Genomic DNA, 23,543 nt, shown 5'->3' with positions numbered 1-23,543 from the left:
GCCAAGGTGGTCCCCCCATTACCGATTGATGATGTTTTCGATATCGTCGGCCACTTTTCGGGCAGCCAATAGGTTGCCTAGGCGGCGGGCCGCTTCGCGACAAGCCGAAAGTCTTTGTTCATCCTGCAACAGGACCGTCACCTGTTCGATAAACTTGTCCCCATCCTCTGCAGGCCAAGCTGCTTGGTGATCGACAAGGAATCGCAGGTTGACCTCCTCCTGACCTGGCAAAGGCGGCAGCAAAATTTGCGGCAGGGCCATGGCCATGGCCTCCGAGGCCGATAGGCCGCCGGGTTTGGTGATAAACAGATCGCTGCATGCCATCAGTAAGGCGACCTGACGGGTATAGCCGAGGACGATGAGCCGTTCCGGCGGTGCCGGAATTTGGCGTAGACGCTGTTCAAGTTCCTCGTTTTTACCAGCCACAACGACGATCTGCAGGTCTTCTAAGGGCGCTCGAGTGAGATCGCTCACCCATTCAGCCACTGGTCCTAGTCCCAGCCCGCCGCCCATGACAAGGATACGTTTCGGCGAGGCGGGAATGTTCAGGGCTTTTTCCGCTTCGGTCCGGCTCATCGGTGCGGCCCGTAGAAAATCTTCCTTGATCGGAATCCCCGTCACCTGTACCGTCTTCGGATCAATTCCGAAGGTTCTCAGTTGGTCGACGAGAGGCGTCGCCGCCACGTAGTAACGATCGACGCCCTCAAAAGCCCAGAAGGGGTGAATGGAAAAATCCGTCACGACGCCAGCGATAGGCCCTTGAAGCCAGCCTTCCTCGCGAAAGTAGCCGAGAACCCCTACTGGAAAAGGATGAGTACAGATAATACAGCGAGGTTCTCTTTGCCGGATCAGATCCCTTAACCCTTGACCTAGGAAGATTTTTAGATATGTCGTAAGTATCCTTTGTCCGAGTCGACCTGCTGAAGGACCTTCGGCGAGTCCATAAAGGTAGCTATAAAGGCTTGGGGCCTGTTCCAGCAAACGTAGATAGACACCGATGACTGTATCAAAGACCCAGGGTGGTCCATAAGCAAAGGCATCTTCTATCCGGGAGACAAGGCCCCGCTCCGCCAAGGCATCGGCTAAGGCGCGAGCTGCCTGAGCATGTCCCGTTCCGGCCTCGACCGATAAAATTAGCACGTCACACTTTTCTGGCTGAGAACTCATTTCAACGTCTCCCGAAAGGTTAAGGTGGCCCCAAAGGGGCCACCCTTTTTCTCAATTTTACCATGAAGGCGGTCTTTGTCTCAACTGACGGTTTATAACAGATCGGCAGCCAGTTGAGCCAAGCGAGAGCGCTCACCCTTGGTCAGGACTACATGACCGGCGATTTCCTGGTCTTTAAATTTTTCTACCAAGTAGACGAGACCGTTATTCCTTTCATCTAGATAGGGCGCATCGATCTGTTGAGGGTCGCCCATCACGATGATTTTACTCTGTTCTCCCACCCGAGAAACGATCGTTTTAATCTCATGTTTGGACAAATTCTGTGCTTCATCGATGATGATAAATTGTTTCGGGATGCTGCGGCCACGGATGTAGCTCAACGCTTCCACCTGGATCGTTCCATATTCCTCCAAAATGTCTTTCATCATATCGCTTTTGGCCCCGAGTAAGAATTCTAGATTGTCGTAAATGGGCTGCATCCAAGGACGAAGCTTTTCACCGAGTTCGCCGGGAAGGGCGCCCATGTCGCGGCCCATAGGAACGACCGGCTTAGAAACAAGAATTTTCTTATACCGTTGATCATCCATCGTCTTGTGCAGGGCGGAGGCCAACGTCAGCAACGTTTTGCCCGTGCCCGCTTTGCCGCAGATGGTCACGAGGGGGACCTCATCGTCCAACAGGAGGCGCAATGCCATTTTCTGCTGAACGTTCCGGGGAGTGACACCCCAGACCGGTTGGGTCGCCGGCGATATCAAGTCGAGTTTACGACCATCGGGGCTGATTTGACCGACAGCGGATCGACTGGAACCCCATTCATCCTTCAAGATAGCAAATTCATTCGGGTACCAACAACTGCTTTTCAAGCCAGTCTCTTCAATATCAACGACGAGATCCTGATAAAGACAATCGATAAGGGCTGCCGAAACGGTGATCTCTTTAAACCCCATATAGTGCTCCTGGTCTTCCGTCACCCGGTCCCGTCGGTATTCCTCTGCCTCGATGCCGAGTACATCAGCCTTGATGCGTACGATCACATCGTTACTCACAATGATGACGGGCTGTGCTTCGACGCCTCTCTCCTCTTCATCGCGTTTTAGGTTAAAGGCAACCGATAGAATCCGGTTGTCAGCCCCGGAAGTGGAAAAAGCCTCGGGAAAACCAGCCACATCGCGGTGATTTAGTTCTACGCGCAAGGTGCCTCCCTCCGGGAGAGGCACCCCTTCGTGAAGAAATCCTTTCTCCCGCAGTCCATCGAGCAATCGAGACGCTTGACGGGCACTCCGCCCTAATTCATCTTGGAGGCGCTTTTTACCATCAAGTTCTTCGACGACTGCGGCGGGTATGATCACATCATTTTCCTTAAATCCAAAAATCGATTCAGGATCCTGTAGAAGTACGTTTGTGTCCAGGATATAGGTCTTACGGTTTTCCAATGTTTCAGCCGCCCTTCCCTGTTTTATTTTAGGGTTTAGCTACATTGGTCAGGCCTCTTCTAAACGATTTCCACATTCCCGGTCACCTTCCTCGTACTTGGCTTTGTTAAGTTTCCTTAATACAGAGTACGTCCAAGAGAGCGAAATCAAGACTAACGATCGGCGGCTTATCCTGAATACTTCTCGCAAGGATGGACGAATAAAAGTTCCGTATTCGGCAATGTATCATTATGGTATGAAAATTGAAGAATGCTGCTACATAGCAGGGGTCAAAGAAAAATGATGCAGAAAAAATAAAGAGAATCTGCCAGACCGATTGTCGGTCTGCAGACCCTCTTTTCGTCAGAAGCCTCGCAATTCTACAAGACTTACCTTTTCTTTACGAATCGGGCCTATCGTCTCTGCCTATCCTTGTTGGTCGTTCCAAATAGACAGTTCCAATCTCCCAATACATCTTCAAGCGGGCTTTGAAGCCCTTGACGAATCCCAGTTTCTCCTCTTTCATCAGATGGGTTAAGTCGGTCAGGATCACTTCCTGCTGACGCAGGTGTTCATTATTCCGAAAAAACCGTGTCAACATGACCTCGACGCCATAGCGGCTGGCTTCTAGTTCCGAAATCGCCGTAAAGACATCTCTTTTTAGTGCCCGCTGACCTGATAGGTAGGGGCTCACAAGTTGGGCCAAGTCGGTGGCGAATCGCCCCTGCTCAAAGATGCCGACGGTCATATCGGCCTGATCGTCGAGCACTGGTTGGGCCAGTGACCTTAGGTGGGTCGGAGTAAGACCTATCAAATCTGCATCGAGAAAGAGAAATGTGGGAAATCGGGCCACCTTGCCTCCTGCCTGCATGGCGGCACCTTTTCCCCGGTTGTCAGGAAGCTCGATCACCTGCGCCCCCGCTTGTCGGGCCAAAAAAGCGGTGTGATCTTCCGATCCGTCACTGACAACGATGACATCATCCGCATAAGGCGATGCCATAACGGCTCGAACTACGTCGGTGATGGTTCGTTCTTCGTTATAAGCAGGAATAATGACGGAAACAGACATCTTCCCACCTCTTAATCAGGAGATATTTTGTTCTAACGGTACTTACCTATTTTGGGCCACACTCTGCTGAATCAAAGAGACGACTTTATCGGTGACCTCTCCCCTGGTAAGGTTGAACTGATCACCATTGTTGCGGAGTTTGACCTCTACCAGCCCTTCACTGGCCAGTTTGTTGCCGACGGTGATGCGAATTGGGAAACCGATGAGATCAGCATCCTTGAATTTTACACCGGGACGTTCGGCCCGATCATCGAGCATTACGTCGACCCCTTTTTGTTGCAGTTCTTTATAAATCGCCTCAGCAGCTTCCATCTGAGCTGCATCTTTGTTCGATACGGGGACAACGACAATTTGATAGGGGGCGATGGCGACAGGCCAGACAATGCCATTGGCGTCATAGTTTTGTTCCACCGCCGATGCTATCGTACGGCTGACACCGATACCGTAGCAGCCCATGACCATGAGTTGCTCTTGCCCTTTTTCGTCGAGATAGGTGCATCCCATCGACTTGGAGTATTTAGTGCCCAGCTTGAAGACTTGTCCCACTTCAATGCCGCGGGCTTTTTTCACCGGCGCGCCGCACTGGGGACAAGGCTCGCCTGCTTGAATCATCCGTAAGTCGGCCACTTCTGTCACCGAGAAATCGCGATTGGGCAGTACTTGTATCAAGTGAGCCTCCGGTTCGTTTGCACCGACGACGGCCCGCGTCAGAGTCATTACTTCTAAGTCCGCATAGATGGGGATGCCTTTGATGCCGACAGGGCCGAGATAGCCTGTACCGCCGGGGCTTACTTCGAGGCACTCTGCTTCGGAGGCAAGCCGCAAGTCCAGGCAGTCCAGTTTATTCTTGAGCTTGATCTCGTTGATTTCCCGGTCGCCGCGGATAAGCACCATGACTAACTGATCGTCGGCCCGGAAGATCATCGTCTTGATCGTGTCGGTCGGGTTGACCTTGAGGAAGTTACTCACGTCTTCAATCGATTTCTGTCCCGGTGTAGATACCTTTTCCATCGGCAAGGCCGGTTTGCCTGGTTGGTTTTGAGGCTTACATTCCGCCTTTTCCACGTTGGCAGCGTATTCGCAAGCATCACAATAGACGATCTCGGCTTCGCCTGATTCGGCGAGGACCATGAATTCGTGCGAACCGCCAGTGCCTCCGATGGCACCAGCATCGGCTTCTACTGGGCGAAACTTCAAGCCGCAGCGTCGGAATATGTTCGTATACGCTTCATACATCTTGCGGTACGATTCATGGAGTCCCGCCTCGTCACGATCAAAAGAATAGAGGTCTTTCATGATGAACTCACGGCCTCGCATCAATCCGAAGCGGGGGCGACGTTCGTCACGATATTTGTTAGCGATCTGATAAAGCATCAGCGGTAAATCCCGATAAGAGGTGACGTTGTTCTTTACCAAATCGGTGATGATCTCTTCATGGGTCGGACCGAGGCAAAAGTCACGCTGGTGCCGGTCTTTTAGCCGGAATAGTTCGTCGCCGTATACATTCCAGCGACCTGACTCCAGCCACAGTTCAGCCGGTTGAATGACAGGCATGAGCAGTTCTTGACCGCCAGCAGCGTTCATTTCTTCACGGACGATGGCCATGATTTTTTGCAGGACCCGCTGCGCCAAGGGCAGGTAATGATAGACGCCGGCCGAAGACCGGCGGATAAATCCCGCCCGCAGCAAGAGTTGATGGCTGATGACTTCAGCTTCAGCGGGCGTCTCCCGCAGAGTCGGTGCGAACAGTTGCGACATGCGCACGGTGTTTTCACGCTCCAATTATTCTATGAGATTGGTAGATCTATCAAATAAGACTCAAGCAGGGAGATTGCGAATCTCCTCAAGGAGAGCCTCGACCATTTCTTCTTGAGAGACTTTTTTGATGACTTCCCCTTTACGAAAAAGAAGCCCACTGTCTCGACCGCCGGCGACGCCCACATCCGCTTCCCGAGCTTCGCCCGGTCCATTGACGACGCAACCCATTACGGCCACCTTGATGGGACGAGTCTCCGTCTCCAGCGCTTTTTCCACCGCTTCTGCCACGGCTGTCAGGTTGATTTGGCAACGACCGCAGGTGGGGCAGGAGATCATTTCCGGACCCCGCTTGCGCAGTCCCAGCGACTTTAGGATCTCCCAACCGGTAGCAACTTCTGGTACAGGATCGCCTGTCAAAGATACCCGTAAAGTATCGCCGATCCCCATAGCCAGCAAGGCACCGATCCCTACGGAAGATTTGATGACGCCTGATCGGACGGTACCTGCTTCGGTGACGCCGATATGGAGCGGGTAATCCACTTGTGCAGAGAGGGACTGATACGCCTTGACCATGAGAGGAACTGACGAAGCTTTCAGGGAGATTTTCATCCAAGGGTAGTTTTCATTCTCCAGAAGCCGGATATGGCCCAAAGCGCTTTCTACAAGCGCTTCTGCTGTTACCCCTTGATATTTTTCGAGAAGGGATTTTTCCAGAGAACCGGCGTTGACACCGATACGGATGGGGACTTGCCGTTCCCGAGCGATAGCGACAACTTCCCGCACATTCTGCGAACCGCCAATGTTTCCGGGGTTGAGGCGAAGACCGTGCACACCAGACCGGAGGGCACCAATGGCCAACTTATAATCAAAATGGATATCCGCGATGACAGGAATCGGGGAATGGTTGACGATTTCCGTCAGTGCCTCTACCGCTTTGGCATCGGGGACAGCGACCCGGATGATCTCGCAACCAGCCGCAGCAAGGCGGCCAATTTGCTCTAAGGTGGCTCGAGAGTCCCGGGTATCTGTGTTGCACATGGATTGGACCGATACAGGTGCTCCGTCGCCGATGGGGACATTGCCGATGTAGATGCGTCGAGTGGACCGACGAGGCAAGGTGATGTCCATTTTCTAGTCCCCTCCTCCCATCAATTTCAAGACATCTAAGTAAGCGACGATGAGCATGAGACCGAGCAACAATGCGAAACCGATAAGGTGAATCATGCTTTCTTTCGAGGGATCGAGGGGCCGGCCCCGCAAAGCTTCGAGACCTAAAAAGGCAAGACGGCTGCCGTCAAGGGCAGGGATCGGAAAGAGGTTGATGATACCCAAGTTGATGGACAAGACGGCGGCCAACATGAGCAACGAGTTAAGTCCCACTTGAGCCGCTTTTCCGATCTCGTTGACGATCATCACCGGTCCGCCTACTTCCGGTGGCGCTGCCCCGGTGATCATTTGGATGATGGATTGCAGGATCAAGCCCGTAATCGCAAAAGTGTTGGCCGTCCCTAGTTTTAACGACTCGAATAATCCCTTTTTCTCATAGATCATGCTTTTATCGTCGACGGTGATTCCCAACTGGCCCACGTTGCGTTCTGGATCGAGTGCCGGCGTAACCGTCACTTCCCGGATTTCCCCTTGTCGCTCAATGCGTAGATTCAACGGTTGATTGGCGTTCGGGTGAATTTGACTGATCATCTCAGGCCAGTTTTTCACCGGTTGATCGTTGACCGACAGCACACGATCTCCCGGTTGAATTCCAGCCATTTGGGCCGGCTTTCCAGCGAGTACGTTACCGATGACATTCGAATAGGTGGGAACGCCGATGATCATGTAGATATAGAGAAAGAGGAGGAAAGCCAAGATGAAATTCATGAAAGAACCGGCAAAGATCACCGCTGCCCGCTGTAGGACGGTTTTGTTATTAAAGTTACCTGGATCATAGCCTGTTGCAACTGCATTCTCTTCCGGATCCATCCCGGCCATCCGAACGAACCCTCCGATAGGCAACAAGCGTAAGGCGTACAGGGTCGGACCGCTCCGAATACCTGCCAGTTTCGGTCCCATGCCAAGACTAAACTCCAGAACTCGGACACCGGTAAATTTGGCGACAGCGAAATGCCCTAGTTCGTGAAAGAAAATCATCAGGCCGAAAACGAACACGGAGGCTAAAAAGGTGAGCAATCCGAGACCTCCCTTCCATGGTTGACACGCATTTCTGCAAAAATACGAGCCCATTCATCAGCCCTGCGGATGGTCAGCAAATCCGGTTCCTGCATCCATTCATGGGCTTCCATGGCTTCCTCGACGATCTTCGGAATATCCATAAAGCCGATCTTTCGATCTAAAAAGGCGTGTACAGCGACTTCGTTGGCCGCGTTCATGACGGCCGGTAAGGTCCCTCCGGCCCGTCCGGCCCGTATCGCCAGTTCCAAGCTAGGAAATCTCTCTAGATCGGGCGTTTGGAAAGTGAGGGAAGACATCTGAGCTAAGTTCAAACGAGGCCAATTCGTCGTCCAACGGTCCGGATAGGTTAAGGCGTATTGGATGGGTAGGCGCATGTCAGGCAAACCCAGTTGGGCGATGACGGAACTGTCGGTGAACTCTACCATGGAATGAATGATACTTTGAGGGTGAACAAGCACCTCGATGTCGTCAAAATTCGTATCAAAGAGCCAACGAGCCTCGATCACTTCCAAACCTTTGTTCATCAGAGTCGCTGAATCGATAGTGATTTTAGGACCCATGCGCCAGTTCGGGTGCCGAAGGGCATCGTCAGCGGTGACACGGTAAAGTTCTTCGACACTTTTATCGCGGAAAGGTCCCCCTGATGCGGTCAGGATGAGCCGTGCATGGCGTCGATCCTGTCCTTGTAAGCATTGAAAAATGGCTGAGTGTTCACTATCAACGGGAAGTATGGAAATGCCTTTGTTCCGTGCTGCCTCCATGACGAGAGCACCAGCGGCAACGAGGGTCTCTTTATTTGCCAAGGCGATATGTTTGCCCGCCTCGATCGCTTGCATCGTCGGTCCCAATCCGATGGCACCACTGACCGCCGTCACCACTGTATCGACTTCGGGGTGACAAGCCGCTTTCGCCAATCCGCCCTCGCCGGTGCAAATGGGGATGTGGATGTCCTCTTTCTGGAGCGCATCGGCCAGTTTCTCTGCAGCAACTGTGTCCATCATGGCGACGAGTTGAGGTCGGTAGCGACGAACCTGATCCAACACTCCTTGCCAGTTGGTTCCTGCCGCCAAAGAGATGACTTCTAAGCGGCCTTCACTTTGATCTACCACATCTAAGGTCTGCCGTCCGATAGAGCCGGTGGATCCCAATATGGCTAACCTTTTGGTCAATCTGTTCACCTCGTTTGGATGTTCTTGAATACGCCAGCCCGGTACATAGATATGAGCAGTAAAACAATAGTCGGCCCAATAATGGCCCCGATCACTCCAAAAGCTTTTAGACCCACATAGAGGGCCGTTAAGGTGGCTAAGGGGTGAAGACCGATCGAATCGGCTACAATTTTCGGCTCAATGAATTGGCGGTTGAGAACAAGTACCCCGTAGAGAATGCTCAAGTTAGCGGCGAGTGTGTATTGACCAGTGAGCAGTTCCCAGATGATCCAAGGCAGAAAAACAAGACCCGGCCCCAATATGGGCAAAAGGTCCATTAACCCTGTCAAAATCCCTACGGTAAAGGCGTATTCGTTGCCTAAGACGTACAATCCGATGATGGTCAGCAAGCCTGTGATGGATACCAGAATCACTTGGGCACGAACAAAGCCGATAAAGGCTTCCCCTAGTTCCATGATGATCTGTCGAGCTTGGCTGGCTCTGGCATCAGGAAGAACACCGTACAAGAGATCCAAGATGGCTCGCTTGTCCCGGCTGAAAAAGAAGCTAGCTACCAAGGTGAAGATCAGGATCGTGAAGAAGGACGGCAAGGAAGTGATCGTGTCTAATAGATAGTTTGACCCAGAAACGGCCAAATTTTTAACACCGATCAGGCCTTCTGCAGCAATTCGCTCCACCGTGGCGTATACTTCCGGTGATGAATGGAGCGCAGCGTAATAGGGCGCAGCCATTTGCACGAGGTTGGCGAAATATTGCGTCATAAACTGTGGTGAGGGCAAACTGGATGCGATTTTGACCATTTCAATGACGAGACGGCTGATGATGACGACCAGGCTGACGCTGACAAAACCTAAGAAGACGACAAGGGTGAGGAATGTGGACAGTCCTCTCGTCAAGGTCGTCCGCTTACTCACATACTCTACGACCGGTTCGATGAGCAAGGCGATCATGATACCCAGCAGAAAAGGCAACAGGTACGTGGTCAACCGCCCAAATACGTCGATCGTCATCGGCAGCGCGTATTCAATTGTAAAATAGGCCAAGGCCAGCGTTAGGGTGATGACAGCCAAACGCAGAAAAATCGCCAGCCAGTATTGCCAATCTCTCATTGTAGAAACCTCTCACAAAACAGGAGAAAGTAATAGGTCGACGGCGCTGTCCAGAGAATGCTGTCAAAGCGGTCCAGAACGCCGCCATGACCCGGGATGAGATTACCGGAGTCTTTGACCCCGGCTAGACGCTTGAGCGCCGATTCAGCTAAGTCTCCGAACTGTCCTAGGGCGGAAACCAGCAAGGTCACCCCGATCCATAGCGGCAAAGGGATATGGGGAAACCAGAGGGGCCCTACATAAGCACCAACCAGGGCCGCTGCGATCAAGCCGCCCATAGAGCCTTCCAGCGTCTTTTTGGGGCTGAGCTTAGCCGCCAAGGGGCGTTTTCCCAGGGCTCGGCCCACAAAATAGGCGCCCGTATCGGTGGACCAAGTGATCAAAAAGGTGAGCAGGACCGCTTCTACCCCGGCGGGAAGCTGCCGCAGGAGGATCAAGTGGCCCATCAGCCACGTGATCGTCAGCGCTCCGGTGATCGCAGCAGCGCTTTCCTGAGGTTTACCGTCAGGGTAGGCAAAGACGAGATGAGCCAGCATGGTTAGACCTGCCGCTGTAAGAATCCAGCTTACCTGTTGACCGCCATAGTGAGCCGTTAAAACCACGGCAATAACTAGAGGATAGCTTATCCATGCTGGCGGATCCGTCTCCAATTGTAAAAGCATTTGCCGGTACTCGTAGACGCCTCCCATAGCAAGCAAGCCTACGGCCAGAGTCATGATCCATCCACCATAGTAGATGACGGCGACAGCCAGAGGAATTCCTATCATTGCGCTTATCATACGTTTCCAGAGCATGACGGATACTTCCTCCTAGACTTTCACTCCACCAAACCGGCGGTCCCGTCCTTGATAATCAACAATCGCCTGGACCATTTCTTTTCGACCGAAATCAGGCCACAGGGTAGGTGTAACCCAAATCTCTGTGTAAGCCGATTGCCAGAGTAAAAAGTTTGATAGTCGTAGTTCTCCGGAAGGACGAATCAATAAGTCCGGATCAGGCACATCGGCCGTGTACAAATACTGACTCATGAATTTCTCGTCAATTCGTTCGGGATCGACCTTACCTTCCACGGCCAAGCGAGCAATCGACTTGACAGCTTCGACGATCTCGAATCGCCCCCCGTAGTTAAGAGCCACGTTCAGAACGAGTCTTGTATTGTTAGCCGTTTTCGCGATGGCTTTTTCTAATTCTCGACGGGGTCCTGCCGGCAGGTCCTCGATTTTGCCGATGGCCCGAATTTGCACTCCCTTCGAATGGAGAGTGTTGAGTTCGCGATGTAGGTATTCGACGAGCAAGTCAAAGAGGGCATTGACTTCATCGGCAGGCCGCTTCCAGTTTTCCGTGGAGAATGCGTAAACCGTTAAATAGGCTATGTTGTAATCTTCACAGACTTCAAGGACGCGACGGAGCGATTCGACACCCGCTCGGTGCCCGGCCACTCGGGGCAAACCTCTGCGCTTCGCCCAGCGCCCGTTGCCGTCCATGATGATGGCGATATGTTTGGGGATACGGTGGGGGTCAACTTGCTCGCTCAATGCCTGCTCGTCGGCAGATGTTTTTGTTTGGCCGAAAGGCCATAAACGTCGTGGCAATCAGACCCCTCCTGTCTGTTCCGCTTTTTTACGCTAAGAGTGATGAACCCCCTCGGGGCTCCGAGGGGGTAAATTGTGGTTTAGTGGTAGCGGGGAAAGTGTGCATACACGATAATCATCGGTTTACCGCTTCGGATTTGGAGCACTCTTGGTTCTACCGGAGTGGTTTCCTCTATCCTGCCAACAGACTGAGTCAGAAAATCTATGCCGGAACGCTTACAGTAATCAACTGTCTCCTGCAGGGTTTTACCGACCCATGTCTGTTCTAAGTTATCTAGACTCGGTGTTGACAAAGGTTACACTTCCATAATTTCGGCTTCTTTGCGTTCAGCCACTTGATCGATTTCTTTGATGAATTTATCGGTCAGCTTCTGCACTTCATCTTGGGCCCGTTTCGCTTCGTCTTCAGATATCATGTGATCTTTTTGCAAGGCTTTGATGTCATCGTTCGCTTCACGGCGATGGTTACGCAAGATGACCCGATATTCTTCGGCCCGTTTCTTCACCTGCTTGACCAGCTCGTTCCGCCGCTCTTGTGTCAGTTGGGGAATGATGAGTCGAATAACACTTCCGTCGTTCGATGGCGTCAGACCCAGGTCAGACTTGAGGATAGCTTTTTCGATCGCTGAGAGTAGCGACTTCTCCCAGGGCTGAATCATGAGCAGCCGTGGTTCTGGTGCCGAAATGTTGCCCACTTGGTTGAGGGGAGTCGGAACACCATAGTACTCCACCATGACTTTATCTAGGATAGCGGGGTTGGCACGGCCGGCACGAATAGACTGGTATTCTTTGCGCAGAGCTTCGATGGATTTCTTCATCTTGTCTTCGGTTTCATTTTTGATTTCTTTAATCACTTTCTTTCCTCCCAACCACCGTGCCGATCTTTTCTCCCATGACGGCACGTTCGATGTTTCCATGTGTCTCCAAGCCAAATACAATGAGGGGAATATGATTATCCATGCACAAGGACGTGGCGGTGGAATCCATGACGCCAAGGCCCTGATTCAGCACGTCGATATATGTTAACTCGTTGATTTTTTTCGCTTCTGGATTTTTGCGGGGGTCTGAGTCATACACTCCGTCGACACCCCGTTTGGCCATGAGGATCACGTCTGCTTCGATCTCGGCTGCCCGGAGCGCAGCGGTCGTATCAGTCGAAAAATAGGGGTTGCCTGTTCCGGCGGCGAAGATGACCACACGGCCTTTTTCTAGGTGGCGAATGGCGCGGCGACGGATGTACGGTTCAGCCACCTGCCGCATTTCAATCGCTGTTTGTACCCGAGTATCTACATCCCGCTTTTCCAATGCGTCTTGTATGGCGAGGGAGTTCATGATTGTGGCCAACATCCCCATGTAGTCGGCAGTGGCCCGGTCCATTCCTTTGGCAGAACCGGCAACGCCACGCCAGATGTTTCCACCCCCAACGACGACGGCAACTTCGACACCGATTTTTTTGACATCTTGGATCTGATCGGCGATGGAGTTCACCACATCGGGATCGATGCCGTAGCCCTTGGTGCCGGCTAAGGCCTCACCGCTTAATTTTAAAATCACACGTTTATATTTTGGCTGCAATGGGGTCCTACCTCCCCTTATCTCTTTATCCCTTTTCTACAAGCGGGAAGAAAATCCTTTTCCTATAAAAAAGAGAACACCCATGTGTCCCCTTTTTCGTGTTTCGATACGCACCGAAATGTCTATTATTTATTGATTTCAGCCATGACTTCGGCAGCAAAATCGTCTTGTTTTTTGGCTAAGCCTTCGCCCAGTTCAAAACGGACAAAACGGCGAACGCTGATGTTTTCTCCGATTTTCGCGACCGCTTCGGTGAGCAGTTGTTGAACAGTGACGTCCGGGTTTTTGATGAATGGTTGTTCGAGCAAGCAGGTTTCTTTATAGTACTTTTCAACGCGGCCTTCCACCATTTTATCGACGATCTTTTCAGGTTTGCCTTCGTTGAGGGCTTGGTTGCGGAGGATTTCTTTTTCTTTTTCGATGACTTCCGCCGGAACTTCTTCGCGGCGAACATATTCCGGTTTGGAAGCGGCGATTTGCATGGCGATGTCGCGGCAGAGGGTTTTATAAGCATCGGTTTTGGCGACGAAGTCCGTTTCGCAGTTCACTTCGACGAGAACACCGATACGGCCGCCACCATGAATGTACGATTCGACGAGACCTTCCGCGGCGATCCGGCTGGCCTTCTTAGCAGCAGCGGCGAGGCCCTTTTCACGCAGGTAGTCAACGGCCTTTTCCATATCACCGTTCGTTTCACCGAGAGCCTTCTTACATTCCATCATGCCGGCGCCAGTGCGCTCGCGCAGTTCTTTTACCATGGCTGCTGTAACCACGTTGATACTCCTCCTATCATATGACCTCATTCGGGTAGTATATCCGTATGTTCTGGCGACTAATCAAAAAAGGGTGACGGCGGGGTCTCCCCCGGTCACCCCTGTAGGACTATTGGGCGTCCGATTGTCCTTGGTTGCCTTCCAGCACACCATCAGCCATTTTCGCTGTCAGCAACTTGACAGCACGGATGGCATCGTCGTTGCCAGGGATAACGTAGTCGATTTCATCGGGATCACAGTTGGTATCCACGATGCCGACGAGGGGAATCCCCAGGCGACGGGCTTCCGCAACAGCAATCCGCTCTTTCCGCGGGTCGATGACAAAGATGGCTCCCGGCAGGTCTTTCATGTCTTTGATACCGCCGAGGAAGCGCTCCAACTTTTCCTTCTCGTGCAGGAGTTTGGAGACTTCTTTTTTCGGCAGAACTTCAAAGGTGCCGTTGGCTTCCATCTTCTCAAGCTCACGCAGACGAGCGATACGCTTTTGAATCGTTTGGAAGTTGGTGAGCATGCCGCCCAGCCAACGCTGATTGACGTAGTACATGCCGCAACGCTCAGCTTCTTCTTTGACAGAATCTTGAGCTTGCTTTTTCGTCCCTACAAAGAGAATTTTCTTCCCTTGGGCTGCAACCTCGCGAATGAAGTTGTAAGCCTCATCGACTTTACGAACGGTCTTTTGCAGGTCAATAATGTAAATACCGTTCCGTTCAGTGAAGATGTAGGGGGCCATCTTGGGGTTCCAGCGCCGGGTTTGGTGTCCGAAATGTACACCTGCTTCCAGCAGTTGCTTCATAGAGATAACCGCCACAACATCCACCTCCTCTCAGGTTTTTGTTCCTCCGGTTGAATCATCCCGGCCCGTTACCCTGGCCATGCCAGGGAACCGAACGTTTCGGTCTTCAACCGTGTGTACTTAACACACCGATAAAAATGATATCATATTCCGGTGGATTCTGGCAAGGGCTACGTCAAAAAATTATGGAGCTGTTACGAGTATTTTAGCGATAGCCTCTTCATCCATTCCTTTGGATAATATTTTCTCACCGTTCTGAAGCCGCCGAGCATAGCCCCGATTGATTAAAAAATCGTTAAACTGGCGCGTATTTTCGATTAGACCGGCCTGTTGCAGTTTCTCTGCTACTGTTTCGGATGTGTCACCGCCGTTTACCCAAACGATCGTGCGATTGACAGTTGGATCAGTTGGGGCAGCCGGAGTATTATTGACCCCGCTTTGTCCACTTTCTGCGGTGTCTATCGGTCTATTTTCGGTCGGAATAGGGGTAGCTGGAGCGGGGGGATTGCTAGGTGTTCCTGGATTGATGGGTTCATCCGGTTTAGCCGTCTCTGCAGTTTCTTGCCCTATCGGTGCGGGGGGACTCTTCAGAGAGATTCCCTGAAGTAGCAATCCAGCCCCGAAGAATATCATTCCTAAAGTAAAAAGAACCTTTCCATCGCTCACCCATCGGATGGCTTTAGAAAAGGCCCCTTTTGCTTCAGGCGAACGTTTATTGTTCACCCTTTACGCCCTCCTGCGAAGCTGGCTTACCAGTTGAACTTCACCTTTACCGATGTGTAAGAACTGGGCAACCTCCTCGTCCGTTAATCCGAACTCAAACAACACCGGGACTTGTTCGTACCGTTTGCTTTTGCTCCATTGTTTCGGCTCGCCCTCTCCGAGGGCTTTAATATGAGCTTCAGCCCGTACGATCGGCGCCATGGGAATCGGGGGAACAGAAGGATTTGGGGATGGCGTTGGGGCACTCGTTCTTTTTCCCCTCACTTCATTATTTCGCAAGTATTCCTGAATATAAAAGGGACGAGGTAGTTTCGCTTGATCAACAAGCTTATTCTCCCGGTCGCTTGGCAGTTCCATAGATCCTACCATGGCTGCTGTACGTTGAGTTTCTATTTGTTTCAGGACTTTCTGTGCTTGAAGAACTTCTTGACGCAGATCGTTGACGATTTCTTCCCCCGTCTTCGCTGCTGCCGTCAGCAAGGCTTCCATATCCTCTTTGACTAAACGGGCATCCGCCAATTGTCCTTTGATATCATCCGTTTCGATTCGTTCCTGTTGCTGCTGTCTCCGCTGCCAAAATGAAGAAGCAAGTCCTGCCCCCATCAGCAGGCATCCAATTCCTGTGAGCAATATTCCCGAGTCCAAGGCGGTTCCTCCTTGATTGGGTCAAATTTTTATATCCAGTAATCTCCCACGAAGTGGATCCTGCGGCACCGATTCCTCTTGTTCGTCCTGATCGCGACGGCCCGATTTGCTCTTTCCCTGCTGTCGTCCTTGTTTGTTCTGTTGTCTTTCTCTGATTCGTCCTTCTTCTGATTGCGGCGATGACTGGACCGTCTTTTGCCGATGATCGGCCTCTACTTGGCCTTGTTGGCCTAAAAAGTGCTGTTGTTGGTCAGGCGCTAGATTTTGTACCTGCTGCTGCTTACCGACTTCCGTCACTTTTGGCACGATCACCTGCATGTCGACGGGACGTAATGTCATGGTCATCCCCCCCAATGTCACCCGGGACGGTATACTTTTTTAGGAATAGGGGCCAAAACGGAATTCTCCGTTGTCAATATAGACGTTGGTGAAATCTATCGGATCGCGCACTCTAGTGTTAAACTGGCCGATGCGGATATTGACACCGGGATATATCCTCGATGAAACACGGATTCGGCCATTGCCAATCTGTTCAAATTCAGCGTCCATTGCTTCTTTTTCTCGGTTGAGTGATTCCACGTCTTTTTGGATTTGAATTTGGGCTTGGGCCAGTTTAAATAGGAGAATCTGCTTTTCGGAAGGTAGTTTGCCCTGGCGTCGTTCCCACTCTTTGAGAACATTCACGGCTTTCTCCGTTTTATCGAGATTAACGGTAGCATCTTTTAACTTTTTCACGAGTTCGTTATAGATCTGCCGTTTTTCCGGCCGAATCCCCACTTCTAGCTCTGTTAATGTGGAATGAGGAGAACCGATATTTTTGGCCATGATCTCTTCACCGGAACGGCATTGGCCGCCAACGATCAATCCCTTTTTTCCGCCCACAGCGATAGTTCGTCCAGCATCGATATTTGAATGCATGATGCCTTCACCGACGATAACATCACCGCCGGACTTGACGGTAGCATTTTCGATGAATCGAGTGATCACGTTACCTTTGACATCGATGACAGATTTTTGTTGGCCTTGGATTCCCTGGCGAACAGTTAGGTTTCCGCCCACAAAGACAGAACCGCCGTCAATCGAACCCATCACTTCTAAGTCGCCGTCGCATTTGACCTGAAAGCCATAGGTGATGGAACCGCGAACGATGATTGTTCCTAGAAAGTTAAGATTACCTGAGGAAAAATCGACATCGCCTTTACGTTCAAAGACGGGGTCGATCATGATTTTTTCGCTGACAATGTGAACGTGGCCAGCGGTGGACGCCATCAAAATCGTTCCGTCTTCACTAATAGCTGTATTTTTCCCCGCTGGAATGCGTACGTCCTTGCCGGGTTTCGGACGTAGCTCACGTCCTGTAACAGTCTTACCGGGCACACCTTCCGTAGGAGGTGTGCGAATCGCCAGGATCTCTCCGGGCTGTACATTTTTGATTAAGTTTAAATTGTAAAAATCGACCCGTCCATTTTCAAGCTCAGCAGGTCGAATACGTGTGTCTGTGTTAAATCGATATTCGATTTTCGCATTTTTGCCGTCTTTCGCAGGTTGCCCTTCGGCAACCATCACTCGTTGGCCCGGTTGAACATTATTTAGGGCGATACGAACGAGTTGTTCATTGATCCCGTAGACGACGCCAGCCTGCTCCAATGCTGCCATAGCCACATCAAATGTAACTGCCTGCCCTCCTCGAGGGGGATAAACGATCAGATAAGCCTTCATCCCGTCCCGGTCTGTTTCGACCTTAACTTGTCCGTCTCGGATCACTTCTTGCTGAGGTTCAGCGATGACTATGTTCTGTTCTTGCCGGAGCACGAGTTGACGGATGTGGTTTGGATCGAAACCGCGGACCTCCCGATCTAAAAGCTCAGCGAGTACTGTTTCTGCGGTAACAACACGTCCGGAACCGACTGGTGCAAAAACGGATAAAAAAACACCATCTGTTCTGTATTCAATGCGATAAAAACCGTCCCGGTTCAACATATCGGAGTTAATGTCACTCACAGTATCACCTCCGTTTTTACGAATCGAACTTCTAGAAGATTTTTTTCTTCTGTCTGGCTAACTGTCCACGGAGCCGTAAAATTGCTTTTGTATGCAACTGCGATATGCGAGACTCAGAGACGCCGAGGATAGTGCCGATTTCCTTTAAGGTAAGACCCTCATAATAGTATAAAGCGATTACGGTTCGTTCTTTTTCGGGAAGCTTATCAATCGCACCAGCCAAGAGTTGCTTTGTCTCTTCAAATTCCAAACCAGCTGTCGGTTCTTCATTTTGTTCATCGACCAACGTGTCGAGGAGTCGCACAGATTCAGACTTATCGTTTTCCGCTAACCAGTATTCGTCAAGAGACATGATCGTGGTGGCCCGGACATCCTGCAATGTTTTTTGGAAATCAGTCTCACTCACACCTAACGCTTGGGCAACCTCTTCATCGGTCGCTTCTCTGCCCAATTGTTGAGCCAGTGCTAAGTATGTCTTTTCAATCTCTTTTGCCTTTTGGCGAATCGACGCAGGTACCCAGTCCATCGCCCGCAGTCCATCGAGAATAGAACCGCGAATTCTCGAAATAGCATAAGTTTCAAATTTGAGGCCACGGCTGAGGTCGAACTTTTCCAAGGCGTCCATGAGGCCAAAAACTCCGTAACTGAGCAAGTCATCCCGATCGACATTGGGCGGCAGGCTGATGGCCAACCGTCCCGCTACAAACTTTACCAAAGGGGAATATAAAAGGATTAGCTCTTCGCGGGCTGAGGAATCCTTGTGCTCTTTATACCGTTCCCAGAGTAAGCCTGCTCTGGCGATATCTTTTGCTGATATAATTATTTTCGCCACCTACCCCGCGATCCCGTAGTTTGCGAACCCTGAAGGCGCATTAACTCTCTAACTGCATTTTCCGCATAATTTCGGCTGCCCTCGTCGGATCTGACGCCAGAAGTTCTTCGATGTCTGCCTCGATTTGTCCAGGGACAAATGGGTTCGCAGCAGGTACTTTAACGTCCACCATACTTCCCTTGTGGGCCTCATTTCCAAAATGGCTCCGAGTGATGTTTCGATGATTATCGCTTTGTGTCAATACTTTATCGAAATAGAACAGGGTGACACAGGTGAGTCCGCCGACGACAGAGGCGGCACAGAAGCTGCGGATGAATAAAGCACTCCAAGAGACCGATGCGTTTAAGGCAACAACCGCGGTGATGAGCCAGGTAAATGAAGCCAAAGCAAGGGGAACCCAGATTTTGACGCGGCCCAATTTGTCTCCTCCCTATAGCACCTTTTCACCACGGTCTATGGTACGGATGAGCAATTTTCCATTCGTTGTGTCCAACTCGATGGTCCTACCGTAATTTCCGCCTGTTTCCTTCGCCAAGAGGGGGATATTTTCTTGTCTCAACTTGAGAACGACGGCCTCAGCATTTCGTTCTCCGATACGCATCACATCGGATGCACCGGGAAAGGAAAACATTTGCGCCCCCCCGGCGATCTTGGCGACAAGGCGACTTTTTACAGCACCCAATCGAATCATATCGTCCAACAGAACGGGAATCGCCGTATCGGCGAATTTGGCTTTGTTTTCCGAACTACGAGCATGGGCGGAATGGGGCAGCATGATATGGGCCAAACCACCGACTTTGGCAACAGCATCGTAAAGACAAATACCTATACAAGAACCAAGACCTGACGTCATCAAGTTGTTTGGTGCTTTGGTCGCTTTCAAGTCGGCCATGCCCACCTTGATCAGCATGCCTGCATCATCCCTTCACTCCCATCGCTACCATTTCTATTCAAGGCCCACGTCTGGCAGCGAAAAGAAATGCTCCTTGGCCCACTCGAGTTCTCTATTCTTCGTCGGCGAGCGCTTCCAAGTCGATCACTTTTTCGATGTTGATGAGGATTAATAAGCGATCATCCATCTTACCGACACCACGAATGTAATCAAGATCAACGCTTCCGTAGAGCCCCGGAGGCGGCTCAACAGCAGAGGATTGAATGCGGATGACTTCAGATACACCGTCAACGATGATGCCTACCGTAATATCTTTGACTTTAATGATAATGATACGTGTTCGATCAGTTGTTTCCCGTGGTGGAAGTGAAAAGCGTTTCCGTAAATCAATGACCGGGACCACATTCCCCCGCAGGTTGATGACCCCTTCCACATAATAGGGAGCCTTCGGTACCCGGGTGATGTTCAACAGACGATTGATTTCCTGTACATAGTGAATATCGACGGCGTATTCTTCGCCAGCCAGCGAAAATGCCACCAACTGCAGTTCATCGGAGAAATCGACCTTTTCCACTACCCACACCTCCTAGAAAAGTGTTCCAACGTCGAGAATTAAGGAAACATGTCCGTTGCCAAGGATGGCCGCTCCGGCGATACCACTGATTCCTTGGAGTAATTTTCCTGGCGACTTGATCACGATTTCCTGTTGCCCGATCAAGGAATCGACGATTAGGCCTGCCTTTTTCTCACCCTTACGCACGACAACTACATAGAGTTCTTCCGACTCTTCGACGGTTTTGGGAACTTCAAGCACATTGTCCAGGCGTACGAGGGGCAGAACATTGCCACGGAGCAGGACCACTTCTTGATTTTGTACTTTTTTGATATGGGAGGGAATGATACTGGTTGTTTCATCGATTGTACCTAAGGGGATGGCGTAGATTTCTTCACCCACATTCACTAATAAGGCCTGAATGATGGCTAATGTCAATGGCAGACGAATTTTAAACTTCGTGCCTTGATTGATACGGGTCTCAATTTCTACGGAACCGCTCAAGGATTCAATCTTTGTGCGAACAGCATCTAGGCCGACTCCGCGTCCCGATACATCAGAGACTTTTTCGGCAGTGGAGAAACCAGCCATGAAAATCAAGTTGATCGCAGCCTGATCATCCATCTGCTCGGCTTCCCTTGCGCTGATGATGCCTTTTTGAACGGCTTTGTTCTTCAACGCCTGAGGATCGAGTCCACGACCATCATCGTCCACTTCGATGACGACGTTGTTACCTTCATGTTTCGCCACCAGACGAACGACCGATTCGACCGGTTTGCCTTTTTGGCGGCGAATCTCAGGCATCTCAACGCCATGATCGATGGCATTTCGAATTAAATGGACGAGTGGATCGCCGATTTCGTCGATCACGGTCCGGTCTAGTTCTGTTTCTTTTCCTTCCACGATGAGGTTGATTTCCTTGCCCAATTCCTTCGCGAGATCCCGGACCATTCGAGGAAACCGGTTGAAAACTTGTTCAATAGGAACCATGCGAACTTTCATCACCACATTTTGTAGATCTGTGGTGATTCGGTCGATATGTTCAATCGTTTCGTTCAGTTCGGTCACACTATTGGTGGTGGAGATCTGTTCCAGTCTCGTCTTGTTGATAACCAGTTCTCCCACGAGGTTCATCAAATTGTCCAGACGTTCAATATCCACCCGAACGGTCTGGCTTCCTTTGGCTTTGCTTTTTGCTTCCGTAGTCGTTCGATTTTTTAGCGAAAGGGCATTCTCATTCGTTGGTTCGTTCGTTTCCTTTACCACTTGTGGAATATCATTATCTTGCGCTTCCTGTGCTTTTACTTCTTTGAGGTTTACCGGCGTAATCGACTTGACACGGACTTCAGCGATCGAATCGACAGCATGTAAAACCCGTTCTTGGTCTTCTTTCGTCACTACGACGACTTCAAAAGACAGATCAAATTTCTCATCTTCCAGTTCCTGTGAAGACGGAACGGATTTGATAATCTCACCGAACTCCTCAAGGTTGCGAAATACCATATACGCTCGGGCCGATTTCATGACACAACCGGGATCGAGTTCCACTTGAATATGGTATGCGTCATATCTTTTGCGTTGTGCTTCTTGAAGCAGTGTCAGATCATATTGGTTGATTTCAAAGGATTTTAATACTTCGATTCCATCGACAACCGTGGGAAGATCGGCTTGAACAGGTTCGCTCACTTTGCTCGCCTCCCGGATCGATTCTTTGGGTTTATCGGCGGCAACCAATTCCCCTTGGCCAGCTTTACGCAGCAGCGTGATCAGATCGCTCACATCGGCATTCCCTGTATCGCCGCTGCTGATCGAATCGACCATGCTTTCTAAGGAATCTAGGCATCGAAAGAGGAGATCTACAACGGCCGTGTTCACGGCTACCTGAGCGCCGCGCAATACGGAAAGGACGTTTTCCATCTCATGGGTCAATTCGGCGATGCGTTCAAATCCCATGGTGGCCGACATCCCCTTTAAGGTATGGGCCGAACGAAAGATTTCGTCTAAGATTCCCAAGTCATGAGGATTGTCTTCCAGCTCTAAAATCTTTTGATTTAGCGCTTGTAAATGTTCTCTTGACTCTTCCATAAACATGTCCATATATTGGGACATATCCATCTTAATCACACCTCCGCAGTTGCCAGACTATCGGTCCTGCAGTGATTTTACAATTTCATCTGCCACACCGGTTATGGGAACCACCTTATCCACACATCCCGACTCGATTGCCACTTTGGGCATACCGAATACGACACAGGAGGATGCGTCTTCCGCGATCGTGCGGCCTTGGAGTTTCTTTATAAGTTTAATACCTTCCGTTCCGTCACTGCCCATTCCCGTGAGAACGACACCCACCATAGAAGACCAGTATTGCTGCGCAGCTGACGTCATCATGACGTCAACTGCCGGCCTGTGTCCGCCTACCGGTGGATCTTGGGTCAGCTTGGCCCACATTTGTTTTCCTGCTCCTGGTTTATCGGTTACAGTCACCTTAAAGTGATAGTCGCCAGGGGCAATATAAACAGTACCGGTGATAATTTCTTCTCCGTCTTGGGCTTCCTTCACTTTGAGGGCAGAAGCCGCATCCAATCGTTCCGCCAGGGATCGGGTAAACCCAGGGGGCATATGTTGGACAATGAGCACAGCTGCTCCAAGATCGGCTGGTAATTTAGGAATCACTTCGTAGAGTGCCTTTGGTCCACCTGTGGAGGTACCTATAAGAACTAAACGATTGAGTCGACCCGAACCCGGGGAGGTAAGTTTAGCCCGTTTCTGTACTTCCGGTAACACAGCCACTACCGGTTGAGGAACAGGAGAGGTAACTGGTCGTGTAAGGGGACGAATTTCGCTGATTCTGGGTCTGATCTTGGCAATAGCGGCTACTCTCAGCTTGCTGATGAGCTGCTCACGAACCTTATGAATATCCAAGGATATAGAACCGGATGGTTTAGGGACAAAGTCGACAGCACCCTTTTGCAATGCTTGCATGGTCGCATCGGCACCTTGCTGGGTTAAGCTGGAGAGCATAACCACCGGCAATGGGTTTGTCGACATTATTCGTTCCAGCGTCGTCAGTCCATCCATCACAGGCATCTCAACATCCAGTGTAATCACATCTGGCTTCAGTTGAGAGATTTTTTCCATGGCGTCCTGACCGTTGCGGGCTGTTCCTATAACAACCATTCCGGGCTCAGCTGCGATCATATCCGATATGACTTTTCGCATAAATGCAGAATCGTCTACTACAAGTACTTTCATTTGCGGCATATTTATCACTCCCGGACGGCTTTTAGGCT

General features: G+C 50.8%; 25 protein-coding genes. All 25 read right to left on the bottom strand.

Annotated elements, in window-relative coordinates; translation table 11 throughout:
* Positions 1 to 18: 18 nt before the first annotated feature.
* Positions 19 to 1,167, bottom strand: coding sequence for an MGDG synthase family glycosyltransferase (locus H1S01_RS02890; RefSeq protein ID WP_188038568.1), 1,149 nt, complete (start codon positions 1,165 to 1,167; stop codon positions 19 to 21).
* 92 nt (positions 1,168 to 1,259) lie between these two features.
* Entirely contained in the window at positions 1,260 to 2,600 is a 1,341-nt protein-coding gene (locus H1S01_RS02885) for a PhoH family protein (protein WP_188038567.1), read from the bottom strand.
* Positions 2,601 to 2,979: 379 nt separating this feature from the next.
* Entirely contained in the window at positions 2,980 to 3,648 is a 669-nt protein-coding gene (locus H1S01_RS02880; RefSeq protein ID WP_188038566.1) for a glycosyltransferase family 2 protein, read from the bottom strand.
* Between the two features lie 42 nt (positions 3,649 to 3,690).
* Positions 3,691 to 5,412, bottom strand: a complete 1,722-nt coding sequence (locus tag H1S01_RS02875; RefSeq protein ID WP_188038565.1) for a proline--tRNA ligase — start codon at positions 5,410 to 5,412, stop codon at positions 3,691 to 3,693.
* Positions 5,413 to 5,466: 54 nt separating this feature from the next.
* Positions 5,467 to 6,522: a flavodoxin-dependent (E)-4-hydroxy-3-methylbut-2-enyl-diphosphate synthase gene (gene ispG / locus H1S01_RS02870; protein WP_207732167.1), complete on the bottom strand. Its 1,056-nt coding sequence runs from the start codon at positions 6,520 to 6,522 to the stop codon at positions 5,467 to 5,469.
* A gap of 15 nt (positions 6,523 to 6,537) precedes the next feature.
* Positions 6,538 to 7,590 carry an RIP metalloprotease RseP gene (rseP, locus tag H1S01_RS02865; protein ID WP_188038563.1) on the bottom strand — a complete coding sequence of 351 codons (1,053 nt, stop codon included), beginning with the start codon at positions 7,588 to 7,590 and terminating at the stop codon, positions 6,538 to 6,540.
* Complete coding sequence (locus H1S01_RS02860; protein WP_188038562.1) at positions 7,575 to 8,762, bottom strand: 1-deoxy-D-xylulose-5-phosphate reductoisomerase; 1,188 nt, start codon at positions 8,760 to 8,762, stop codon at positions 7,575 to 7,577. Before H1S01_RS02860 ends, rseP begins: the two co-directional genes overlap by 16 nt.
* A 5-nt stretch (positions 8,763 to 8,767) precedes the next feature.
* Positions 8,768 to 9,871: a sporulation integral membrane protein YtvI gene (gene ytvI / locus H1S01_RS02855; protein ID WP_188038561.1), complete on the bottom strand. Its 1,104-nt coding sequence runs from the start codon at positions 9,869 to 9,871 to the stop codon at positions 8,768 to 8,770.
* Entirely contained in the window at positions 9,868 to 10,665 is a 798-nt protein-coding gene (locus H1S01_RS02850; protein ID WP_188038560.1) for a phosphatidate cytidylyltransferase, read from the bottom strand. The genes ytvI and H1S01_RS02850 overlap by 4 nt, the downstream gene beginning before the upstream one ends.
* A gap of 15 nt (positions 10,666 to 10,680) precedes the next feature.
* Complete coding sequence (locus tag H1S01_RS02845; protein ID WP_188038559.1) at positions 10,681 to 11,463, bottom strand: isoprenyl transferase; 783 nt, start codon at positions 11,461 to 11,463, stop codon at positions 10,681 to 10,683.
* An 80-nt stretch (positions 11,464 to 11,543) separates the two neighbouring features.
* Positions 11,544 to 11,756 (bottom strand): hypothetical protein, encoded by a 213-nt coding sequence (locus H1S01_RS02840; RefSeq protein ID WP_188038558.1) that lies wholly within the window; start codon positions 11,754 to 11,756, stop codon positions 11,544 to 11,546.
* A gap of 3 nt (positions 11,757 to 11,759) precedes the next feature.
* Positions 11,760 to 12,281, bottom strand: a complete 522-nt coding sequence (frr, locus tag H1S01_RS02835) for a ribosome recycling factor (protein ID WP_243236932.1) — start codon at positions 12,279 to 12,281, stop codon at positions 11,760 to 11,762.
* Positions 12,282 to 12,309: 28 nt separating this feature from the next.
* Complete coding sequence (pyrH, locus tag H1S01_RS02830) at positions 12,310 to 13,038, bottom strand: UMP kinase (protein WP_188038556.1); 729 nt, start codon at positions 13,036 to 13,038, stop codon at positions 12,310 to 12,312.
* A 125-nt stretch (positions 13,039 to 13,163) separates the two neighbouring features.
* Positions 13,164 to 13,841, bottom strand: coding sequence for a translation elongation factor Ts (gene tsf / locus H1S01_RS02825; protein ID WP_155474888.1), 678 nt, complete (start codon positions 13,839 to 13,841; stop codon positions 13,164 to 13,166).
* A 79-nt stretch (positions 13,842 to 13,920) separates the two neighbouring features.
* On the bottom strand, positions 13,921 to 14,619 hold the full coding sequence (gene rpsB, locus H1S01_RS02820; protein WP_188038555.1) for a 30S ribosomal protein S2: 699 nt from the start codon (positions 14,617 to 14,619) through the stop codon (positions 13,921 to 13,923).
* Positions 14,620 to 14,787: 168 nt separating this feature from the next.
* Positions 14,788 to 15,327, bottom strand: coding sequence for an MltG/YceG/YrrL family protein (locus H1S01_RS02815; protein ID WP_188038554.1), 540 nt, complete (start codon positions 15,325 to 15,327; stop codon positions 14,788 to 14,790).
* A 3-nt stretch (positions 15,328 to 15,330) separates the two neighbouring features.
* On the bottom strand, positions 15,331 to 15,972 hold the full coding sequence (locus H1S01_RS02810; RefSeq protein WP_188038553.1) for a hypothetical protein: 642 nt from the start codon (positions 15,970 to 15,972) through the stop codon (positions 15,331 to 15,333).
* 21 nt (positions 15,973 to 15,993) lie between these two features.
* Positions 15,994 to 16,311, bottom strand: coding sequence for a hypothetical protein (locus tag H1S01_RS02805; RefSeq protein ID WP_188038552.1), 318 nt, complete (start codon positions 16,309 to 16,311; stop codon positions 15,994 to 15,996).
* A 39-nt stretch (positions 16,312 to 16,350) separates the two neighbouring features.
* Positions 16,351 to 17,973 (bottom strand): FapA family protein, encoded by a 1,623-nt coding sequence (locus H1S01_RS02800; protein WP_188038551.1) that lies wholly within the window; start codon positions 17,971 to 17,973, stop codon positions 16,351 to 16,353.
* A gap of 31 nt (positions 17,974 to 18,004) precedes the next feature.
* Positions 18,005 to 18,805, bottom strand: a complete 801-nt coding sequence (gene whiG, locus H1S01_RS02795) for an RNA polymerase sigma factor WhiG (protein WP_188038550.1) — start codon at positions 18,803 to 18,805, stop codon at positions 18,005 to 18,007.
* Between the two features lie 40 nt (positions 18,806 to 18,845).
* Positions 18,846 to 19,223, bottom strand: a complete 378-nt coding sequence (locus H1S01_RS02790) for a hypothetical protein (RefSeq protein ID WP_188038549.1) — start codon at positions 19,221 to 19,223, stop codon at positions 18,846 to 18,848.
* 12 nt (positions 19,224 to 19,235) lie between these two features.
* The gene (locus H1S01_RS02785; protein WP_188038548.1) at positions 19,236 to 19,715 is read right to left on the bottom strand and encodes a chemotaxis protein CheD; all 480 of its coding nucleotides are present in this window, start codon (positions 19,713 to 19,715) and stop codon (positions 19,236 to 19,238) included.
* 94 nt (positions 19,716 to 19,809) lie between these two features.
* The gene (locus tag H1S01_RS02780; protein ID WP_188038547.1) at positions 19,810 to 20,271 is read right to left on the bottom strand and encodes a chemotaxis protein CheW; all 462 of its coding nucleotides are present in this window, start codon (positions 20,269 to 20,271) and stop codon (positions 19,810 to 19,812) included.
* Between the two features lie 12 nt (positions 20,272 to 20,283).
* Positions 20,284 to 22,365, bottom strand: a complete 2,082-nt coding sequence (locus tag H1S01_RS02775) for a chemotaxis protein CheA (RefSeq protein WP_188038546.1) — start codon at positions 22,363 to 22,365, stop codon at positions 20,284 to 20,286.
* 27 nt (positions 22,366 to 22,392) lie between these two features.
* Complete coding sequence (locus tag H1S01_RS02770) at positions 22,393 to 23,514, bottom strand: protein-glutamate methylesterase/protein-glutamine glutaminase (protein ID WP_188038545.1); 1,122 nt, start codon at positions 23,512 to 23,514, stop codon at positions 22,393 to 22,395.
* Positions 23,515 to 23,543 lie beyond the last annotated feature (29 nt).

The sequence above is a fragment of the Heliobacterium chlorum genome (assembly GCF_014502795.1).
Taxonomy (GTDB): domain Bacteria; phylum Bacillota; class Desulfitobacteriia; order Heliobacteriales; family Heliobacteriaceae; genus Heliobacterium; species Heliobacterium chlorum.
This window is presented reverse-complemented; position numbering and strand designations above follow the sequence as displayed.

Bases quoted from the DNA above. Each gene is read 5' to 3' on its own strand.
- H1S01_RS02850 (WP_188038560.1), bottom strand. From the start codon at position 10,665: ATGCTCTGGAAACGTATGATAAGCGCAATGATAGGAATTCCTCTGGCT.
- tsf (WP_155474888.1), bottom strand. From the start codon at position 13,841: ATGAGGTCATATGATAGGAGGAGTATCAACGTGGTTACAGCAGCCATG.
- H1S01_RS02775 (WP_188038546.1), bottom strand. From the start codon at position 22,365: ATGGATATGTCCCAATATATGGACATGTTTATGGAAGAGTCAAGAGAA.
- H1S01_RS02785 (WP_188038548.1), bottom strand. From the start codon at position 19,715: ATGCTGATCAAGGTGGGCATGGCCGACTTGAAAGCGACCAAAGCACCA.
- H1S01_RS02770 (WP_188038545.1), bottom strand. From the start codon at position 23,514: ATGCCGCAAATGAAAGTACTTGTAGTAGACGATTCTGCATTTATGCGA.
- frr (WP_243236932.1), bottom strand. From the start codon at position 12,281: ATGAAGAAATCCATCGAAGCTCTGCGCAAAGAATACCAGTCTATTCGT.
- ytvI (WP_188038561.1), bottom strand. From the start codon at position 9,871: ATGAGAGATTGGCAATACTGGCTGGCGATTTTTCTGCGTTTGGCTGTC.
- H1S01_RS02805 (WP_188038552.1), bottom strand. From the start codon at position 16,311: ATGACATTACGTCCCGTCGACATGCAGGTGATCGTGCCAAAAGTGACG.
- H1S01_RS02890 (WP_188038568.1), bottom strand. From the start codon at position 1,167: ATGAGTTCTCAGCCAGAAAAGTGTGACGTGCTAATTTTATCGGTCGAG.
- H1S01_RS02880 (WP_188038566.1), bottom strand. From the start codon at position 3,648: ATGTCTGTTTCCGTCATTATTCCTGCTTATAACGAAGAACGAACCATC.